This window comes from Streptococcus hyointestinalis, assembly GCF_011039275.1.
Taxonomy (GTDB): Bacteria; Bacillota; Bacilli; order Lactobacillales; family Streptococcaceae; genus Streptococcus; species Streptococcus hyointestinalis_A.
Map to the genome: position 1 here is coordinate 823,825 of NZ_JAAKGB010000001.1, position 17,315 is coordinate 841,139.

At 43.1% G+C, this 17,315-nt stretch carries 15 protein-coding genes and 8 pseudogenes; 11 read left to right on the top strand and 12 right to left on the bottom strand.

Features of this window, described 5'->3' with window-relative positions; all coding sequences use genetic code 11:
• Positions 1–182 precede the first annotated feature (182 nt).
• The 11 genes and pseudogenes from G5B60_RS04010 (at position 183) to G5B60_RS04060 (ending at position 8,916) form a co-directional block, all read left to right on the top strand.
• Positions 183–941: pseudogene (locus G5B60_RS04010) on the top strand (dihydroorotate dehydrogenase electron transfer subunit).
• Between the two features lie 51 nt (positions 942–992).
• Positions 993–1,895: pseudogene (locus tag G5B60_RS04015) on the top strand (dihydroorotate dehydrogenase).
• A gap of 164 nt (positions 1,896–2,059) precedes the next feature.
• A pseudogene (gene pyrF, locus G5B60_RS04020) lies at positions 2,060–2,755 on the top strand (orotidine-5'-phosphate decarboxylase).
• A 5-nt stretch (positions 2,756–2,760) separates the two neighbouring features.
• Positions 2,761–2,943: a hypothetical protein gene (locus tag G5B60_RS04025; protein WP_164682761.1), complete on the top strand. Its 183-nt coding sequence runs from the start codon at positions 2,761–2,763 to the stop codon at positions 2,941–2,943.
• Between the two features lie 34 nt (positions 2,944–2,977).
• Positions 2,978–3,607: pseudogene (pyrE, locus tag G5B60_RS04030) on the top strand (orotate phosphoribosyltransferase).
• A 27-nt stretch (positions 3,608–3,634) separates the two neighbouring features.
• On the top strand, positions 3,635–4,387 hold the full coding sequence (locus tag G5B60_RS04035) for a GNAT family N-acetyltransferase (protein ID WP_164682762.1): 753 nt from the start codon (positions 3,635–3,637) through the stop codon (positions 4,385–4,387).
• 1 nt (position 4,388) lies between these two features.
• Positions 4,389–4,895, top strand: coding sequence for a YbhB/YbcL family Raf kinase inhibitor-like protein (locus G5B60_RS04040; protein WP_164682763.1), 507 nt, complete (start codon positions 4,389–4,391; stop codon positions 4,893–4,895).
• 81 nt (positions 4,896–4,976) lie between these two features.
• On the top strand, positions 4,977–5,294 hold the full coding sequence (locus G5B60_RS04045; RefSeq protein ID WP_277423785.1) for a GNAT family N-acetyltransferase: 318 nt from the start codon (positions 4,977–4,979) through the stop codon (positions 5,292–5,294).
• A 14-nt stretch (positions 5,295–5,308) separates the two neighbouring features.
• Positions 5,309–5,965: pseudogene (locus tag G5B60_RS04050) on the top strand (uracil-DNA glycosylase).
• A 27-nt stretch (positions 5,966–5,992) separates the two neighbouring features.
• Positions 5,993–7,267, top strand: a pseudogene (locus G5B60_RS04055) (dihydroorotase).
• A 113-nt stretch (positions 7,268–7,380) separates the two neighbouring features.
• Positions 7,381–8,916: pseudogene (locus G5B60_RS04060) on the top strand (chloride channel protein).
• Positions 8,917–8,935: 19 nt separating this feature from the next.
• On the opposite strand, the gene G5B60_RS04065 reads toward G5B60_RS04060, so the two are convergent.
• From G5B60_RS04065 to G5B60_RS11425, 12 genes and pseudogenes are all read right to left on the bottom strand, one after another.
• Positions 8,936–9,493 (bottom strand): hypothetical protein, encoded by a 558-nt coding sequence (locus G5B60_RS04065; protein ID WP_164682765.1) that lies wholly within the window; start codon positions 9,491–9,493, stop codon positions 8,936–8,938.
• Positions 9,494–9,824: 331 nt separating this feature from the next.
• A complete protein-coding gene (locus G5B60_RS04070; protein WP_164682767.1) occupies positions 9,825–11,135 on the bottom strand; it encodes an ISLre2 family transposase in 1,311 nt (436 codons plus the stop codon).
• Positions 11,136–11,305: 170 nt separating this feature from the next.
• Positions 11,306–13,441, bottom strand: a pseudogene (locus G5B60_RS04075) (pLS20_p028 family conjugation system transmembrane protein).
• 115 nt (positions 13,442–13,556) lie between these two features.
• Complete coding sequence (locus tag G5B60_RS04080) at positions 13,557–14,078, bottom strand: hypothetical protein (RefSeq protein WP_164682769.1); 522 nt, start codon at positions 14,076–14,078, stop codon at positions 13,557–13,559.
• 11 nt (positions 14,079–14,089) lie between these two features.
• Positions 14,090–14,494 carry a hypothetical protein gene (locus G5B60_RS04085; protein ID WP_164682771.1) on the bottom strand — a complete coding sequence of 135 codons (405 nt, stop codon included), beginning with the start codon at positions 14,492–14,494 and terminating at the stop codon, positions 14,090–14,092.
• 53 nt (positions 14,495–14,547) lie between these two features.
• A complete protein-coding gene (locus G5B60_RS04090; protein ID WP_164682773.1) occupies positions 14,548–14,856 on the bottom strand; it encodes a hypothetical protein in 309 nt (102 codons plus the stop codon).
• Positions 14,849–15,184: a hypothetical protein gene (locus G5B60_RS04095; RefSeq protein ID WP_164682775.1), complete on the bottom strand. Its 336-nt coding sequence runs from the start codon at positions 15,182–15,184 to the stop codon at positions 14,849–14,851. Before G5B60_RS04095 ends, G5B60_RS04090 begins: the two co-directional genes overlap by 8 nt.
• A gap of 17 nt (positions 15,185–15,201) precedes the next feature.
• Entirely contained in the window at positions 15,202–15,639 is a 438-nt protein-coding gene (locus G5B60_RS04100) for a hypothetical protein (protein WP_164682777.1), read from the bottom strand.
• Between the two features lie 478 nt (positions 15,640–16,117).
• Positions 16,118–16,552 carry a hypothetical protein gene (locus tag G5B60_RS04110; RefSeq protein WP_164682780.1) on the bottom strand — a complete coding sequence of 145 codons (435 nt, stop codon included), beginning with the start codon at positions 16,550–16,552 and terminating at the stop codon, positions 16,118–16,120.
• A complete protein-coding gene (locus tag G5B60_RS04115) occupies positions 16,539–16,754 on the bottom strand; it encodes a hypothetical protein (RefSeq protein ID WP_164682782.1) in 216 nt (71 codons plus the stop codon). Before G5B60_RS04115 ends, G5B60_RS04110 begins: the two co-directional genes overlap by 14 nt.
• Positions 16,747–16,947, bottom strand: a complete 201-nt coding sequence (locus G5B60_RS11420; RefSeq protein WP_241154496.1) for a hypothetical protein — start codon at positions 16,945–16,947, stop codon at positions 16,747–16,749. Before G5B60_RS11420 ends, G5B60_RS04115 begins: the two co-directional genes overlap by 8 nt.
• 129 nt (positions 16,948–17,076) lie before the next feature.
• Positions 17,077–17,304, bottom strand: coding sequence for a hypothetical protein (locus G5B60_RS11425; RefSeq protein ID WP_241154497.1), 228 nt, complete (start codon positions 17,302–17,304; stop codon positions 17,077–17,079).
• Positions 17,305–17,315 lie beyond the last annotated feature (11 nt).

The following is a 17,315-nucleotide window of genomic DNA, read 5'->3' on the forward strand; positions in this document are numbered from 1 at the left end:
TTACAGCAAGCCACAAGCACTCTATAATAAAGAACAATAAAACCCTTTAACATAGTCCAGAGAGGCTAAGAAGGCGCACGAATAAAAGTCTTTAAAGGTTTCTTTCATGCTGTTTTCATGTACCTCTCCTCTTTAGGCGAGGTTTTTTGCTAAGGAGGCAGGCAGTTCTACTAAAAGAAAACATGACAATCGTCTCACAAAGTGAGATAGCCCCACGTAATTATGAGATGGTGCTAAGAGTTGATTTGGTTGAGCAGATGACAATCGGGCAGTTTTTGCACATTCGTGTGCCAGACGCTAGTAAACTTCTGCGTAGACCGATTACCATCTCTCAAGTGGACAAGGAAAAGAAGTAAGCGACACTTGTTTACCGCATTGAAGTAGCTGGGACAGAGATTTTTAGTCAGTTGTCTTCTGGCGATAGCCTAGATTGTATGGGACCGCAGGGAAATGGCTTTAGTATTGATTTTCTAAAAGCAGATGCTACTGCCCTAATCGTTGGTGGGGGAAACGGTGAACCGCCACTAGTTGAGCTAGCTAAGCAGCTGCATGAGCATGGTGTTCGTGTGACAGCTGTCTTAGGCTTTGCAAATAAAGACGCAGTGATTTTAGAGGAAGAGTTGGCACTCTATGCGGATGTCATCGAGACGACAGATGCTGGCTCCTATGGTATCAAGGGCTATGTGTCTACGGTGATTGATGAGATGACACAGAGCTTTGATGCTGTCTATGCTTGCGGGGCGCCTGGGATGCTCGATTATGTTGACCGTAAGATTGAAAAGCACCCGCAAGCTTATATTACCATGGAGTCTCGTATGGCGTGTGGTATGGGATCTTTCTATTCTTTTGTGGTACATCTTCGTGACCAATCGAGCGCTGCCAAAAAACGTGTGAGTGAGGACGGACCTGTCTTTGAGACAGGCAGCATTATCTTAGAGTAAGGAGTTGTTATGACTGATAATCGTTTAGCGGTCAATCTTCCAGGATAGGCTTTGAAAAATCCTGTCATCCCTGCCTCTGGTTGCTTTGGCTTTGGGCAAGAATACGCCAAATATTATGATCTCAATCAGCTGGGCTCTATCATGATAAAGGCAACCACACGTGAGGCTCGCTTTGGCAATCCCACACCACGTGTCGCAGAGACCCCATCAGGTATGCTCAATGCCATCGGACTTCAAAACCCAGGGGTGGAAGTGGTGCTGGCAGAAAAGCTGCCTTGGCTAGAGCGGCATTTTCCAGAGCTTCCCATCATATCTAACGTCGCTGGTTTTTCCGTGGAAGAGTACGCCTACGTTTCTGAAAAAATCTCCAAGGCAAATAACGTCAAAGCCATCGAGCTTAACATTTCCTGCCCCAATGTTGACCACGGCAATCAAGGGCTTTTGATTGGGCAAGTGCCAGAACTGGCTTATGAGGTGGTTAAGGCAAGTGTCGAGCACTCAAGTGTCCCTGTCTATGTCAAGCTAACACCAAGTGTCGCTGACATCACAACGGTAGCTAAGGCTGCCGAGGACGCTGGAGCGACGGGACTGACTATGATTAACACCCTTGTTGGCATGCGCTTTGACCTGAAAACGAGACGTCCCATTATCGCAAACGGTACTGGTGGTATGACTGGACCAGCTATTTTCCCAGTAGCGCTCAAGCTTATTCGCCCAGTCTCTATGTCAACGAAGCTACCTATTATCGGTATGGGTGGTGTAGATAGTGCTGAGGCAGCTCTTTAGATGCTGATTGCTGGGGCTTCTGCTATTGGCGTTGGGACGGCGAACTTTACAGACCCTTACTCTTTTCCAAATATCATTAGTGACTTGCCAAAAGTCATGGACAGGTATGGCATTGAGAGCCTTGAAACTTTGCGAGAGCAAGTGCGTCAAAGTCTCACTAGTCATTGACAAATAGCCGTAAAAACGGTATAATACAGGAAATATTGAATAACCTTTAAAGATAGTCCAGAGAGGCTAGGAAGGTGTCTGCGAGAAATAACAGGGGTATGGTCTACCCGTTTTTTTGTCACCTAGCCTCTTTGGGGTAAGGTTTTTTTGTGTGGAGGAGAAACATGATTGAAAAACGTCCGATTATCGCCCTTGATTTTCCGTCTTTTGATGCCGTCAAGACTTTCTTGACGCAGTTTCCAGAAGACGAAAAACTCTATGTCAAGATTGGGATGGAGCTCTACTATTCCTGTGGCAGTGAGATTGTCAAGTATGTTAAGGACTTAGGGCACAGAGTCTTTTTGGACTTGAAATTGCACGACATCCCAAATACTGTCCAGTCTTCTATGAAGGTACTCGCAAAACACGGTGATGATATGACCAATGTCCATGCTGCAGGTGGTGTTTAGATGCTGAAGGCAGCACGTGAAGGTTTAGGTCAGGAGGGCAAGCTGATTGCTGTGACTCAGCTCACTTCAACCAGTGAAGAGCAAATGCACAGAGAACAAAACATCCAAACAAGCCTTGCAGAGTCTGTCATTCACTACGCACAAAAGACTTCAGAAGCTGGTCTTTATGGTGTGGTTTGCTCAGCTCACGAGGTAGAGGCTATCAAGTCTTCTACCTCAGCTGACTTTATCTGCTTGACCCCTGGTATCCGTCCAAGTGGTTCTCAGACAGGCGACCAAAAACGTGTCATGACACCAGCTCAGGCAGGGGCTATCGGCAGCAACTACATCGTGGTGGGACGCCCTATCACACAAGCTAGCGACCCCGTCGCTGCTTACAAAGCGATTTACGCTGAATGGAATCAAGGATAGACTTTATGGGCAAGGTTGTTACCAAGGACATTTTCGGTGATGGGTTTCACTATCTCTATGATGCTGGTATAGAAGAGCATTTCATCCCCGCTTTGTTTGGCGATAGCTACAAGGGAGATGACGGCTCACGCATAGAGCCTGCCTTTTTAGGCGGTTATAAAGCAAAACGTTACGATGGGCATATATAGACAGCCCGCATTTAGACATAAAAAGGAGAAAGACATGACATTAGCAAAAGACATCGCACGTGATTTATTGGACATCAAGGCAGTTTACCTCAAGCCAAACGAGCCTTTTACTTGGGCGAGCGGGATTAAGTCGCCGATTTATACGGACAATCGAATCACTCTCTCCTATCCAGAGACACTTACTTTGATTGAGGATGGTTTAGTTGAAACCATCAAGAAAGAGTTTCCAGATGTTGAGGTTATCGCAGGAACAGCGACAGCAGGGATTCCACATGGCGCTATCATCGCTGACAAGCTGAACCTGCCATTTGCTTATATCCGCAGCAAACCAAAAGACCACGGCGCTGGCAATCAAGTCGAAGGACGTGTGGTCAAAGGGCAGAAAATGGTAGTCATCGAGGCTTTGATTTCTACAGGTGGGTCTGTTCTTTAAGCGGTTGCAGCAGCTAAGCGTGAAGTAGCAGATGTCCTTGGTGTGGCAGCTATTTTCACCTATGAATTGCCAAAAGCGACGGCAAATTTTGAAGACGCTGATGTGAAATTGGACACTCTTTCCAACTACAGTGAGCTCATCAAGGTCGCTAAAGTGCAAGGTTACATCGACGCAGATGGTTTAACTTTGCTCAGGAAATTCAAAGAAAATCAGGAGACGTGGCAAGATTAGACACTGTCTAGCACCAAGGAGGCTGAGATGTATTATCAGAAAGTGCTGTCCAGGCGAAGCAGTCTTTCTCATGAGACTGAGCGTTTTGTTTACTTTAAAAACACAGACCTGACTGAGCGCTTTTCTGAAAATTATCTGCTCTACAAAAGTGTACCAAGCTTAAAGCAATTTCAAGAGGACATGGCTTTTCTTAGGCGAGAGCAGGCGGATTATTCGAGTCTCTATGTGCATTTTCATTTCCCTGAAAATCAGGCTTTGCCAGAAGAGTTGGCACAATTTTTGCGAGCTGAGCATTTTCAGTTGAGTGAACATCTCATCTTTTGGGCAGAGGTCGACAGGCTAAAACTAAGTCAAAAAATTCCTCAAAAGGTAGAGGTCAAAGCGATGGATGCTTCTCTCTACCCTCTCTATAAAGCTGTTAGCTCGCCCTATTATTTGGACTATGGCAGGGCTTATAGCCCGCAGATGGCAGGCTACAATTATGCCTTTGTCGAAAATGAGCAGGCGTCTCTTTTTCTAGCGCTAAGAGAGCAGAAAATCAACGGTGAGATGGCAGCTTGGTATAGTGGAGATATCGTTGAGATGGATGGGTTTGAGGTAGCGGAAAGCTGGCGCCATCAAGGGGTGGGCTCTCTTTTGCAAAAGGCAAGCCTAACAAAAGGTGTCGCCAAGGCTATCTGGATAGCTGAGGAAGAGAACCGACCCCTTTATGAGCACCAAGGTTTCCAGCAGGTAGCGTATTATATCGACGCTATCAAAATAGAACCAAAGGAGTCTTAACATGGATATTACGGTTTCATTCAAAAACAACATTCTTCCAGATAAATACAGCAAGAAAGCAAACGACACCATACAGGGAAAGCCTGCGCTGTCTTTTCCTTTTGAGTTGACAAACATCCCTAATAAGACTAAGACCATAGCTTGGACCTTGGTTGATTACGACTCGATTCCTTTGTGTGGCTTTGCCTATATCCACTGGGTGGTGGCAAATGTCCCAGTTGCAGGTTCGCATCTTGCGATTGAGGAGGACTTTTCACGACAAGACAAGGTGCACACGCACGGAAAAAACAGCCTAGTCAGTCCTTTTTTGATAGAAGATTTTTCAGCCATCGCAGAAAACTACACTGGTCCTTACCCACCAGACAAGGACCACATCTATACGCTGACGGATTATGCTCTTGATGCTGAGCTAGCGCTTTCTGATGGTTTTTACATGAACGACTTGCTAAAAGCTGTGAAAAATCACACCTTAGCTAAAGCTGAGTTAGAGATTATAGGAAAAAGTTAAATGATTACATACACAAACACTGAAAAGATAACTGCTACAGCCTTAGCCGAGGTTTAGAGCAAGTCTGGTATTCACCGCCCAGTGGATGACCTCGCTCGACTCGAGCAAGTTCTAGAGAATAGCTCATGCTTGTGGACAGCTTGGGACGGTGATAAGCTGGTCGGTGTGGCACGAGCGCTTAGTGATTTTTCCTATGCCTTCTATCTGTCGGACTTAGCGGTGGCTGAAGCTTATCAGCACCAAGGTATCGGATGCCAGTTAGTCGAGCACCTCAAAGCACAAATGGGAGAGGATTTGTCACTGGTCTTACTCGCTGCGCCATCTGCCATGGACTATTACCCAAAAATCAACTTTCAAAAGGCGAACAATGCCTTTATCATTCCACGAAAACCTTTTTAACTAGAGGAGAAACAATGCAACATTCAACTTGGCATGCCTTGATTAAGCAGGAGTTGCCAGAGCATTACTTTGCCAAAATCAACGCCTTTTTGAACGAAGTATACAGCACAGGCACCGTTTACCCGCCACGTGAGAAAGTCTTTAACGCCATTCAGACCACGCCTTAGGAGGAAGTCAAGGGGGTGATTTTGGGGCAAGACCCTTATCACGGCGAAGGACAGGCACAAGGGCTGTCTTTTTCCGTGCCAGATAGCATTCCAGCACCACCGTCTCTTCAAAATATCTTTAAAGAATTATTCAGTGACTTAGGGCTTGAAAAGTCTAGCCCCGCTTTGACGGCTTGGGCGCAGCAGGGTGTCTTGCTGCTCAATGCCTGCTTAACTGTGCCTGCTGGTCGAGCGAATGGACACGCAGGGCTTATCTGGGAACCTTTCACAGACGCCATTATCAAGGGGGTCAACTCTAAAACGACACCTGTCGTCTTTATCCTATGGGGAGCGTACGCTAGAAAGAAAAAAGCGCTTATCACTAATCCTCAGCACCTCGTCATCGAGTCTGCTCATCCCAGTCCCTTTTCTGCCCACCGTGGTTTCTTTGGTAGCCCGCCCTTTTCACGCACCAATGCTTTTCTAGCAGAAAACGTCTTTACACCTATTGATTGGGCACGATAAATAGTAAGAATTTAGTAAGGAGATACCATGCTACTCATCAAGAATGGTCGTGTCATCGACCCTAAAACCAAGTTTGACCAAGTCTGTGATGTCCTTGTGGACGGCAAGCGTATTGTCAAAATCGCTGAGAATATCACAGAAGCAGCTGACAGAGTCATTGACGCTACAGGACTTATTGTAGCGCCGGGTTTGGTGGACATTCACGTTCACTTCCGTGAGCCTGGTCAGACGCACAAGGAGGCTATTCATACAGGAGCTTTAGCAGCGGCAGCGGGTGGTGTGACGTCTGTCGTCAAGATGGCAAACACTACACCTACCATCTCAACCGTTGAGACCTTGGAGGAGGTTTAGACCTCTGCCAGCAAGGAAGCCATTCACATTTACAGTGTTTCGACCATTACGGAGAATTTTGACGGCGAGCCTTTGACTGATTTTCCTGCACTTTTAGAGGCTGGTGCAGTTGGATTCTCTGATGACGGTATCCCTTTGACGTCAACCAAGACTCTGCGTGACGCTTTGAAGCTGGCGAAAAAACACGACGCACTGATTTCTCTTCATGAGGAAGACCCAGAGCTGAATGGCATTTTGGGGCTCAATGAGGACATCGCTGAGAAGCACTTCCACGTTTGCGGTGCGACTGGCGTAGCTGAGTACAGCATGGTGGCACGTGATGTCCTGATTGCTTACGCCGAAAAAGCACGCCTGCATGTTCAGCACTTGTCTAAGGCAGAGTCCGTCAAGCTGGTCGAGTTTTTCCAAGGGCTCGGAGCTAAGGTCACAGCCGAAGTGTCGCCACAGCATTTCTCAAAAACAGAGAGTCTGCTTCTCACTGCTGGAGCCAATGCCAAGCTGAATCCGCCTTTTCGACTTGAGAGCGACCGTTTGGCAGTCGTCGAAGGGCTCAGGTCTGGTGTCGTCTCTGTCATTGCGACCGACCACGCCCCTCATCACGCTGATGAAAAGGCAGTGGACGACATCACCAAAGCGCCGTCTGGTATGACAGGCCTTGAAACCTCATTGTCTCTTGGTTTGACTTACTTGGTCAATGCAGGGCACTAGAGCTTGTCAGACTATCTGGCAAAAATGACCGTTAATCCAGCTCAGCTCTATGACCTTGACGCAGGTTATCTGGCAGAAAATGGTCCAGCGGATTTAGTTAACTTTGCTGATACAGAAGAACGTGTCGTGACCAGTCAATTCGCTTCAAAAGCAGCTAATTCGCCCTTTATCGGAGAAACCTTAAAAGGTGTAGTCAAATACACTGTCGCAGATGGTGAAGTTGTTTATCAACATCAAAACTAATCAAAATCGTAAGGGAAAACCTTACGATTTTTTGAAGGCTATCGAAATCTGCCTGAAATTTTGATACAATAGGCGTGAGTAAAAATCCAATAGACTTATTAGAATGGAGTATCATGGAGCGTCATAAGCAAGATTATCAGTTAACATCAGAGTCAATTCTAAAGCCCGTCTATCGAGGGGTGCTGGTTGGGTTGGTAGTTGGGGTCTTTGTAGGCGTATTTCGCCTGCTGATTGAGGAGATTTTCACACGGGTGCGCACCCTCTATCAGCAATCGCACGACAATCCTCTCCTACTCCTTAAGCTTATTGCCACTAGCCTTATCGTGGCGGTCGTCGTAGCGGTTTTGATAAGGTCTGATCCAGATATCAAAGGCTCTGGTATCCCTCATGTTGAGGGAGAATTAAAAGGACTTTTACATCCCAACTGGTGGTCCGTCATTTGGCGTAAGATTAACGGTGGTGTCTTGGCGATTTCATCTGGGCTCATGCTAGGACGTGAAGGACCTAGTATCCAATTGGGAGCAATGGCAGGTAAAGGTCTGACTGAGCTGATGAAGACAGGACGAACTGAGCAGCGTGTCCTAATAGCCCGTGGTGCAGCTGCTGGACTATCAGCCGCTTTTAATGCACCGATAGCAGGTCTTCTTTTTGTTGTTGAGGAAGTGTATCACCATTTTTCTCGCAAGATTTGGATAACAGCACTGGTTGCTAGCCTTGTTGCCAACTTCATTTCGCTCAATATCTTTGGGCTCAAGCCTGTCCTTGCCATGCCTGAAAATGTGTCCTTTTTAGGGCTGCATCAGTATTGGATTTATCTGCTTTTGGGACTTTTTCTGGGTGTTCTAGGCTATGTCTATGAAAAGGTTGTTCTTAATATGGGTAAATTCTATGCTTTTCTAGGAAAGATATGTCACCTATCTGCCCCTTTTTATGTCGTCTTATCTATGATTTTTCTCTTTCCAATTGGCTATTTCTTCCCGCAACTGTTAGGCGGGGGCAATAGCTTGATCGAATCTCTGCCTAGTAGTTCTATAGGGCTTTGGACGGCGCTTTTGAATCTCGTTATTCGCTTTGTTTGGAGCATGCTCAGTTAAGGCAGCGGTGTGCCAGGTGGGATTTTCCTTCCTATCTTAGCTCTTGGGGCGCTCTCTGGTATGGTATTTGGCTTAGGGATGGTAGAGTTGCATTTGATGCCTAGACATTTCTTGCCTTTGTTTGTCATTCTTGGGATGGCTGGCTATTTTGGTGCGGTATCAAAAGCACCGCTAACGTCTATGATTTTGTTGACGGAAATGGTAGGAGATTTGCGGCAGCTCATGGCGCTTGGCACGGTGACTTTGGTTGCCTATCTGGTGATGGATTTGCTAAAAGGTGAGCCTATCTATGAAGCCATGCTTGAGAGAATGGCACCTAAGCACGATACATCTGTCGTAGAGCCGACCTTGATAGAGCTTACGGTCTCTGAAAAGGTAGCAGGAAAGCGTGTCAAAGACCTAGAACTGCCTAAAAACGTCCTAATAACGACCCAACTACACACAGGAGAAGCAGAGGTAGTATCTGGAGATACTGTCTTACAAGCAGTCGACACCATTTTCCTTGGGGTCAATGAACCTGAAATCGGAGTCTTTCGAGCTTATTTCATGTCTTAAAAAAGTGAATGAGTTGTCCTCATTCACTTTTTGTTTCTTCTGTCTGCTTGTTCTTGTCTTGTTCTTGCTCGAGAGGTTCAGGCTCCTCAGCTTGTTCTTTTTTTTCCTTAGCTTGTCTACGCTTTTCAAGGAGACGTTTGCTGTTAACTACCAAATGGAGGGCTTTTAAGCCCCGGATAAGGAGTTTCCATAAAAAGACTAGAGCAGACTCTAAGAAAAGTAGAGTTTCAATGACAATGACGCCAAGTAAGCTCCATGCCATAAATAAAGTGATGAGGAATTGCGAGAAAACCTGCTTGAGATTGCCCAGTTGATTGTTATGAATAGCAAGAGTCTCTAGGAATAAGTCTAAAATACCTTGTAAGAGGCTGGATTTAACGGATTTTTCGCCCTTGATTTCAAGCACCTTTTCCTCAACAAAAGGCACAACCACTGTCATATCAGCATCCTGATAGAGCTCAATGCGGTCGCCAGCCTTAATCTTAAAATCAAATAATGCTCTCTCTAACTTCACCAAATGCCCATCCGAATCACGCAGATAAACATTATCCTTATCATGCTTTAAAACGTAATACATAATCAACCCCGATGTCTAATTAAAATTAGAATATCAAAAAGCGTCTTATTTGTCAATGGTGTAAATATTTTGTAAGTGGTAGAATTTTTTAGAAGTCCTCAAACCCCATGCGAGAGCTCCCACCGAGTAAGAAAAAAGACCAGGATTCTCTTGTCCCAGTCTTGACTTCCTACGCATTAAGCTTTATCATAGGTTTAAGACTGAGTGAGTTGTGTTCCTTATAGTGTCTCACACGGTGCCGTAAGGACTGCAATCCTTACGTCTTTTTTATTCGCTTAATTTGATATCATTATAACAGGTTTTAGTTCACCATGCAAGTTTTTCTGCTAGCTTAGGGCTTAAATTGTTTCCAGGTAATTCTCGCAGTCGGCATGGATTGACTGGATTTTTTAGATTCCAAACGTTTGATTTCACCTCCAGACAGACCTTTCAGTTCTTTAATTTTCTGATAGTCTTCCCGCCATGCGCCTAACATGAGTTCCCTAAGCTCGTCTTTATCAGTTAGTAGTATCATCTGGCTCATGGCTTCTGCCCCTCTTAATGTCCAATATTTACCCCCTTTCTTCATGCGATAAGTGATTTTCCGGTGTTGTCTTTCCAAGATACCAATTCCTGCATGACGAAATCCTCTTAAGGTAGCTGGCTTAGTATACTGAAAATTTTGAAGGAGTTTACGTTTAAAGTTGTCAAACTGTTCCCATTCATCCGCTGTCTCTATTAAGCCTTCTGTGGTATCTAATACCGTACGCAGAAGGCTTTTATTATGCTCGTGAATAGCCTGAAAAGCCTTATCCAGGAGTTCAGCTGGATAGGGTTTAAAAAAGGTTTTTAGCTTTTGATTGAGATGGTATTCGTCCCAGAAATGTTCATGACGACTCACTTTGAGCGCTTTAGCCATTTCTTTAAAAACGTAGGGAGTATAGCCATGACCCCCGTCTGAATTTGTGATAAGAAGGGTATCTTTGGTCGTCTCGAAATGGTGGTAAAGGTAATCTAATACTTGGTCGCGTTCTTTACGATTATTGAGCGATACAAACTCTTTCTTTTTTTGGAGCTCAAAACGGTTGTTACCCACTTTCTGACTGCCTGTCTGCACTACAAAATGGGAGAGGTCAATACGACGATTCTCCAGGTCTTTCTCGCTGGATTTGACCATGACCCCGTCCCCCTCGACATAAATGGTATTTGCTTTTTCTTTAGTGATATAATCTTCCTGATAAGCTTGATAATCCTTTTGTTCTTCCAGTAAGTCAGCGCATAGTTTAACGGCTTTGACAACCGTTGGTTTTGTGATGACAATAAGATAGGTCAGTTCTATTACCCGGACGACCTTGGCATAAGACATCATGGTTGACAATCTGGCCACTAGATACATAAATTCTCTTGAATACCTGGTATTTTTCTCTAGTCCTAGTTTTTCGTCCACTGGCACAACCCAGCTATCCCCTTTCTTCCAGCGACGTCGCCTGAAGGTAAATTCTCCAAAGGTAAAAGCGACCGTACGTTCCATAGAATGAATGCAGGTATAGCCTTTTTGCTTCATGATTGGCACTAGTGATTCATCATAGGCCTTCACCCAACTTAAAAAGTCCTTATTAGTTTTTTCTAGTAATTGTTCCTTGAGTTCTCTCTCGTCTATCATACCCGCCACCTCCAAAAGCAATAAGGCTATTGTACAAAGCAGGTAGAGGAGTAGGCAAATTTATTTTAATTCTACGTAAAAAAGCTCCTGGCTAATGCCAAGCGCTTAATGCATATCAACTCACTGATACGATGTTAACACTTTACCTTTTTTGAGAAAAAACGTCAACACTAGCTATCGTCCTCCTCAATTTCAGCCCCTTTAATAAGAGATTGTCCCTGCATCCGTTGACTAGCTTGTTTCATTTGTTGGTTCATCTGGTTCATTTGATGCATGGATTGTTGAAAATGATGCTTTGGTGAAGAACTTACTTTTGTCTTTTTAGGAGCACTAGAGGCAACATTTGGAAGAGGAGCTTGTGCTTTTGGTTGCGTTGCTGCTTCTGGTGGAGAAACTGGTGTTGTTTCACTGATACCGCCAAAATCTTCTCCAGAGGAATCAGTTGGTGCTATCGTTGGGTCTGAAATACCTCCACCACTTGGTCCAGCATCATCTGAGAACATAGGGTCAGTTCTAGATGAACCTGAAGGGGCAAAGTTCGCATCAGGGTCATAAGGAGAAACAGGTTGTGGTTGGTCTTTAAAACTATTGTCCTTCAAACCACGATACACGGCATCGTGACCAGCTTGTTCTTTTTGTCTAAGGGGGTCACTCACACCACCTGCAAAGTCTTTGACTTTACCGACGGCTTCTCGTGCTGCGAGATCGGCTGCACTATACATATTGCTTAGTCCTCCTTTAGCTGTATTGGCTAAACCTTGGTCTTTCACAGAGTTAAAAGTACCTCGAATACCACCGCCAGTTGTAGCTAGGCTATAGCCGAGGATTTTACTTCCTGAAGCAACCACCCCAGGCGTTTTCTTAGCTACCTTTAATCCTAAACTGCCCATAGCCATTGCACCATTTCCAACAGCACCTGCGCCAGTCGCAAAGGCTTGTCCTGCCATCATCGCTCCAATCAATTGTTGAGCAGTATCACTATGACCCGTTGAGACACCAAGCCAACTCTCAATCAGGGTCACCCCTTTCATGGCTGCTAAGAAAACACCGATATAGACCACGCAAGCCGCAATCATCTGTTCCCAACTATTGAGACCGTCAAAGAAGCCTCCAGATAATTTTGTAACCGCTGAAACAGCAAGCTTCTGTAAGTCCCTTAAAATTTCCAAGGTCACTCGCACAATCACCACTTCAAAGAAAATACCCGCCAGGGCTCCTCCAGCTGTTCGTAACAGCTCTTTATACTTCTTAGATGATGACAGAGAGGTATAACCTACAAGCGGGGAAATTAAGGCTTGTATAACAATATCAAAGATAGATTTAACCAATTTAATAGCCCTACTTGCCAAAAGAGCAATCAAGATGATGTACTGGGCGAACATCCCTATCCAGTTGACCTTATAACGCTTATAGACAGGTTCAAAAGAGTTCAATTGTCCTATAAATTTATGTTCGTTCATCGCTAGAATACCGTCTGGTGTGGCATTTACTTGATGTAGGAACAATCCTTTTAGTCCCTTTTGTTTCTTCTCTAAGGCATCAAGAAGCTCAGAGTCTGTCGCTCCAAAGGTAGCACTGAAATCAATGCGAGAGGCAAAATCAGAAGAATCTCGTTTATCAGGACTATCTGTGATGTTATTGACAGGAGTTGAGCCTTCTTTAGGTGGTTTAATAAGGCCTTGGTCGTCCAATGGGAAAAGTTCCGTTGAAAAGTCTTTATCAATCAGTACCTTAAGAACTACCACATTATTTTTCATGGGTTGAACCGCCAAGGAGGAGAAGTAAGAAGAATCATCTTCTGTTGCGCTCTTCACTGTTTGGATATTTTGGGCATCTTGAGCGATGGAGGTGGAAATAGCTGTCAGTTCCATCGGAAAAACGGACGTGACAAAGGTCACTAGTAAGAAGTTGGTAATAACTCCCTTTTATTTGACAGGTTTAGTAAAAACACCAGTAATTGCACTTACAACTAGAATTAAGGTGAAGAGGGTTACCCCTATCAGCTGAAACCAATAAGAGAACTGCCCAATAATTGAATCTTGATTGCCTAGGTAACCAAAGAGTCCAAAGAGCTTGAACATGTTATTAAAAACATGTTCTAGGCTAGCTGTGATAAAATATAGTCCCTTAGCAAGTGTTCCCCAAATGTTAGACATGAAAGCAATGTAGGCTGGTGTAGGCTCTAAATAGTTACTCCAATACTTGTAAAATTCAACCAAGGGTGCAGACCTTGGGTCTGTTGCTGGAGTTTCTCTATGTAAATCCTTGAAATTTGACATTAGGTCTGAAAACGTATCGTATTTCATTAACTACTCCTTATAGTATTGTTATTACTACCATAAGAGATAATGACAATTCTTGCAGTAAGGGGACAAATCACAGGAAAAAACAAAAAGGAGCTTGTATTGGCTCCTAAACTGCTTATTCTTTAGCTGTACCCGTGAAGACAAAATCATCACCATAGCCATAGATAGAACCTAAGGCAATAATTTTGATGTCTTTACCACCGTTACTTAAAACAACCTGATAAACAGCCTGTTGTTCAGATTTTGTTACTTTCCCGTCCATATAAACGTCATTATCTTTTAAAACAAGATAAAATACGGTATCCTTATCTGTGACTTGGGCTTTATATTTTTGTGCTTGCCCTTGAAGTTTAGAATTTAGCTCATCTTCTTCGACTACAATGTATTTTTTGGAGTAGTAATCATCACCAGAACCATCTGAAATCGTGCTTTTTTTCACATTAAAATCAAATTCGTTGGTACTTTCTTGGAAATAATAGGCGTTATCTGTATCAGAACGATAATACCCCAAATAACGGTTTTTCAGCGTGCTAGGCGTGCCGTCCGCATTCTTGGACGGTTGACTCGAACAGGCTGTTAAAACAGCCACACAGGGCCCCAGAAGCCCTAAAATAAATATCATTTTTCTTTTCATCATAGGTAATCTCCTTATTTTTCAAGTGTCTCTGCTGGTAGGGCAAAGAAAGGAAAGTGTAGAGGGAGTTCGTCAAACTCTATACCAAGAACATCTGCTAATTCTCGAACCTCCTCCATAAGTGTTTCAATCTCATGCTCCAAAAGATCAAAGCGTTTTTTTGCTAGGACTTTTTTCACTTTATTGTCTTTATTTGCCACAAAGCCAAATTGATGAGTAATCTCACTTTGGGAACTGTCCCAATAATTTTGTGCAATCTTTCGCTTTTTCTCCATGGCATTAACATGGTCTGCGAGAGCATGAAAACTATCCCAGGCAACTGATTCCCACTGTTCAGCCTCTTTTATCTGGGCTAACAAACGATTTCGTTTGGTTGTTAACTCCTCTATTTCAGCAACGAGTTCTTTTTTTTGAGTCATTGACTTCCCTCCATATATTTGTTCTATTATACCAAATTTCCAGCCGAAAATCACTACTTCATAAAGCGATTAAGCCCCATTGTGGTGAGCTCTTCTACCGTATCTTGCTTGACATTGGCATACTGTCGCTTGATTTCATTTTTGAGCAGTAATTCCAAAATTTGCGCTTGTTGTTCTTTAATGTCAGCCAAAGTCTCCGCAAAGTGATTATCATATAAGTCTAACCCTCCAGCTTTTACAATACGCTCCATCTGTGCCACCATAAAGGCATTAAACGAGCGATACCCCTGTTCCTTAGCCATCATGTGTAATTGCACAAATAAGCTATCTGGAACACCACGAATAATAAAATCTTTAGTCACTGCTTTCTACCTCCCCTTCGTATTCTAACCAGCGTGAAATGTGGTCCGCATAGCGGGCCATTTTTTCTTCATTCTCAGCCAATAGAACTGTCTGTTTTTGGGTTAAAAATAGGACATGGTCAGATGTCAATTTCATATTTACCAGATGCGCCAAGTAGTTGGCTTCCACCCTATTAAATTTTCCTAGTTCAATTTTTTCACGCAAGACCTGGACTAAAAATTCATTTAGTGATTTTGCTTTTACTCTTTTAGCTTCAGCCTTCAGATAATCAATTTCAAGCGGGGTTAATCCTCTAATTTTTAACTCTGTTCGTTTGTCTACTACCATATTTTCTCCATTTCTATTCAGCTAAAAAAGTTATCAATAGTTCCATTTTTTCTCTCAAGATAATCTATGAGTGAAAAATAAAATTCACTATCTATTGTCCCATGTGACTGTCTTTCCAGTTCTTTCAAGACTACCAAACTATCTGGCGTACGGATTAGAAATTCTCGAAAAGACTCAATCGTTTCTTTGGTATTTTTTTCAGGTAAATTTTTGGAAGTGACCAGCAAATCTTGAATCAAGTTGAGTTGATTTTTAACAATCGTTTCAAAGTCATCACTGTCGTCTGATGACCGTAAAAAGCTTTTGATTTTGACAATCCCTTGGGGTGAAATATAGGTCACACCGTTTTTCATTTTAACATCGCTGTTTGTCAGTTTTTGTCGATGATACCTGACTAAACTTTTTGTAATATTCAACTCTTTAGCGACCTCTAACATGGTTTTCCAATCGTCCATATACGACCTCACTTTCTCGTCAATTTTTGAGAGGTAAAAAATAGGGAGGTAAATTAACCATTTTTTTGACTAGGTAATTTGACTACCTTATTATTCCCCTAAACTCCAGAAAAGAGCATAAGGGAAACTGTTACCACATGTCGTGGTAAGTTGATAGTATCAACGTTTCCGCTGTCCCCAATTTTCTCGGCTACGCCTACCTAAAACACACACTAGTTTTTACCACCTCTCTTCAAAAACACACTGCCACACACTCATGATATTTAGGAATAACACACCTAAACACACTAGTTTTTCTCCTTCTTTTTGTTCTGTTTTCTCTCTTTTTTGGAAAGAATGTTTAGCCGTTTCGGTACAACCATCATACAAAAACAAGCTAGAGCAACAGAAGAAGGAAGGGTGATTTTTTTATCTGTTTTTGAGCCTACTCTTATCTCTAAGAAGCAGACTGGATAGAAAGCTAACATGAGTAAAATGGCTACGATAAAACCATGTAAAAGGGCTTCCCAAATTCTAAAAATAAGTGTCGTTGATTCTCTCCTTTTTGACGTTTTTGTCTGGCCAAAACTTTGATTTCCTCGTGCATGTCTTGACAGCTTTCCATCACATTTTTAAACAAGCGTGGGTCAGAATGTTGGTAGATTTCAAAAATCTGTAACATAGGAAAACCGTCTTTTTGTTCTGCCAATAAGTACTCTTCAACTGCTCTTTCAGATGTGACAATCCCATCAACTCGTATCAAAGCAGTCAGGTAAGTAATAGCCTCCTGGTTTTGATAAAAGGTCACTGCAATATCTCCAACCTGAATCGTTTTAAATTCTACTTGGTCTTCTGATAGTTTGAAATGATAGACCAGTTCCTCTTGTCCTAGTCCTGTTAAATAATAACCTCGAATGATTTTATAGTTCTTCATAATCTTCCTCCTTTACAAAGCGAAATGGTGCGTCATAGTAGCTGTAATTAACAGTAACATCTTTTGTTATTTGAAGTGGTTTAGTCTTTCTGTAACGCTCTAAGAATTGCCTAGCCAAGCCCTTTGTTTCAAATACGATTATCGCATCATTTTGGCGGATAAACTCTCCATCATAAAGATTAAAAATTACCCATCTAGCCATGATGTTTCTCCCTGTGAAATGCCCAAGCCATTTCTTGATTATGGAGTTTAATACGTTTCCTAAAACCTTCCAAGCGCCCCTCTTCATCATCTACACAACAAATATTTTCACGTCTGATATATTTACAAAGTGAAGAGTAGCTTAGTCCTAATTTGTCTGCAATCTCTCTCCGAAACAGACCCTGATGCGCCATCTTTCGTATCTCTTTTCCTTTACTGGCTGGTGTTGTTTTTCGGACTGTCCTTAATCCCAATTCCCCTCTTTTGTGTGAGACTGAACTATAAGAACGCCCTAATAATTCTGCTTGTTCTTTGACAGTTATTTACCCATTCATATTTATCAAGGCGTTGATTTCCCAATCTGTCCATTTATCCAGTAATTTGGTGTGAACTCCTTCTTTCCTTAGTTTATGAACTGGTGTTCTAATAGCGCCAGGAGTCCTATTTAGATATTGAGCAACCATAATACAGTTATCCCCATCAGGAAATTCTGAAAATGTCCTAAGATAATCTAATTCCTCAGTTGACCAAGCTTTATTTTTTCTGTCCATTATTTCCCCCT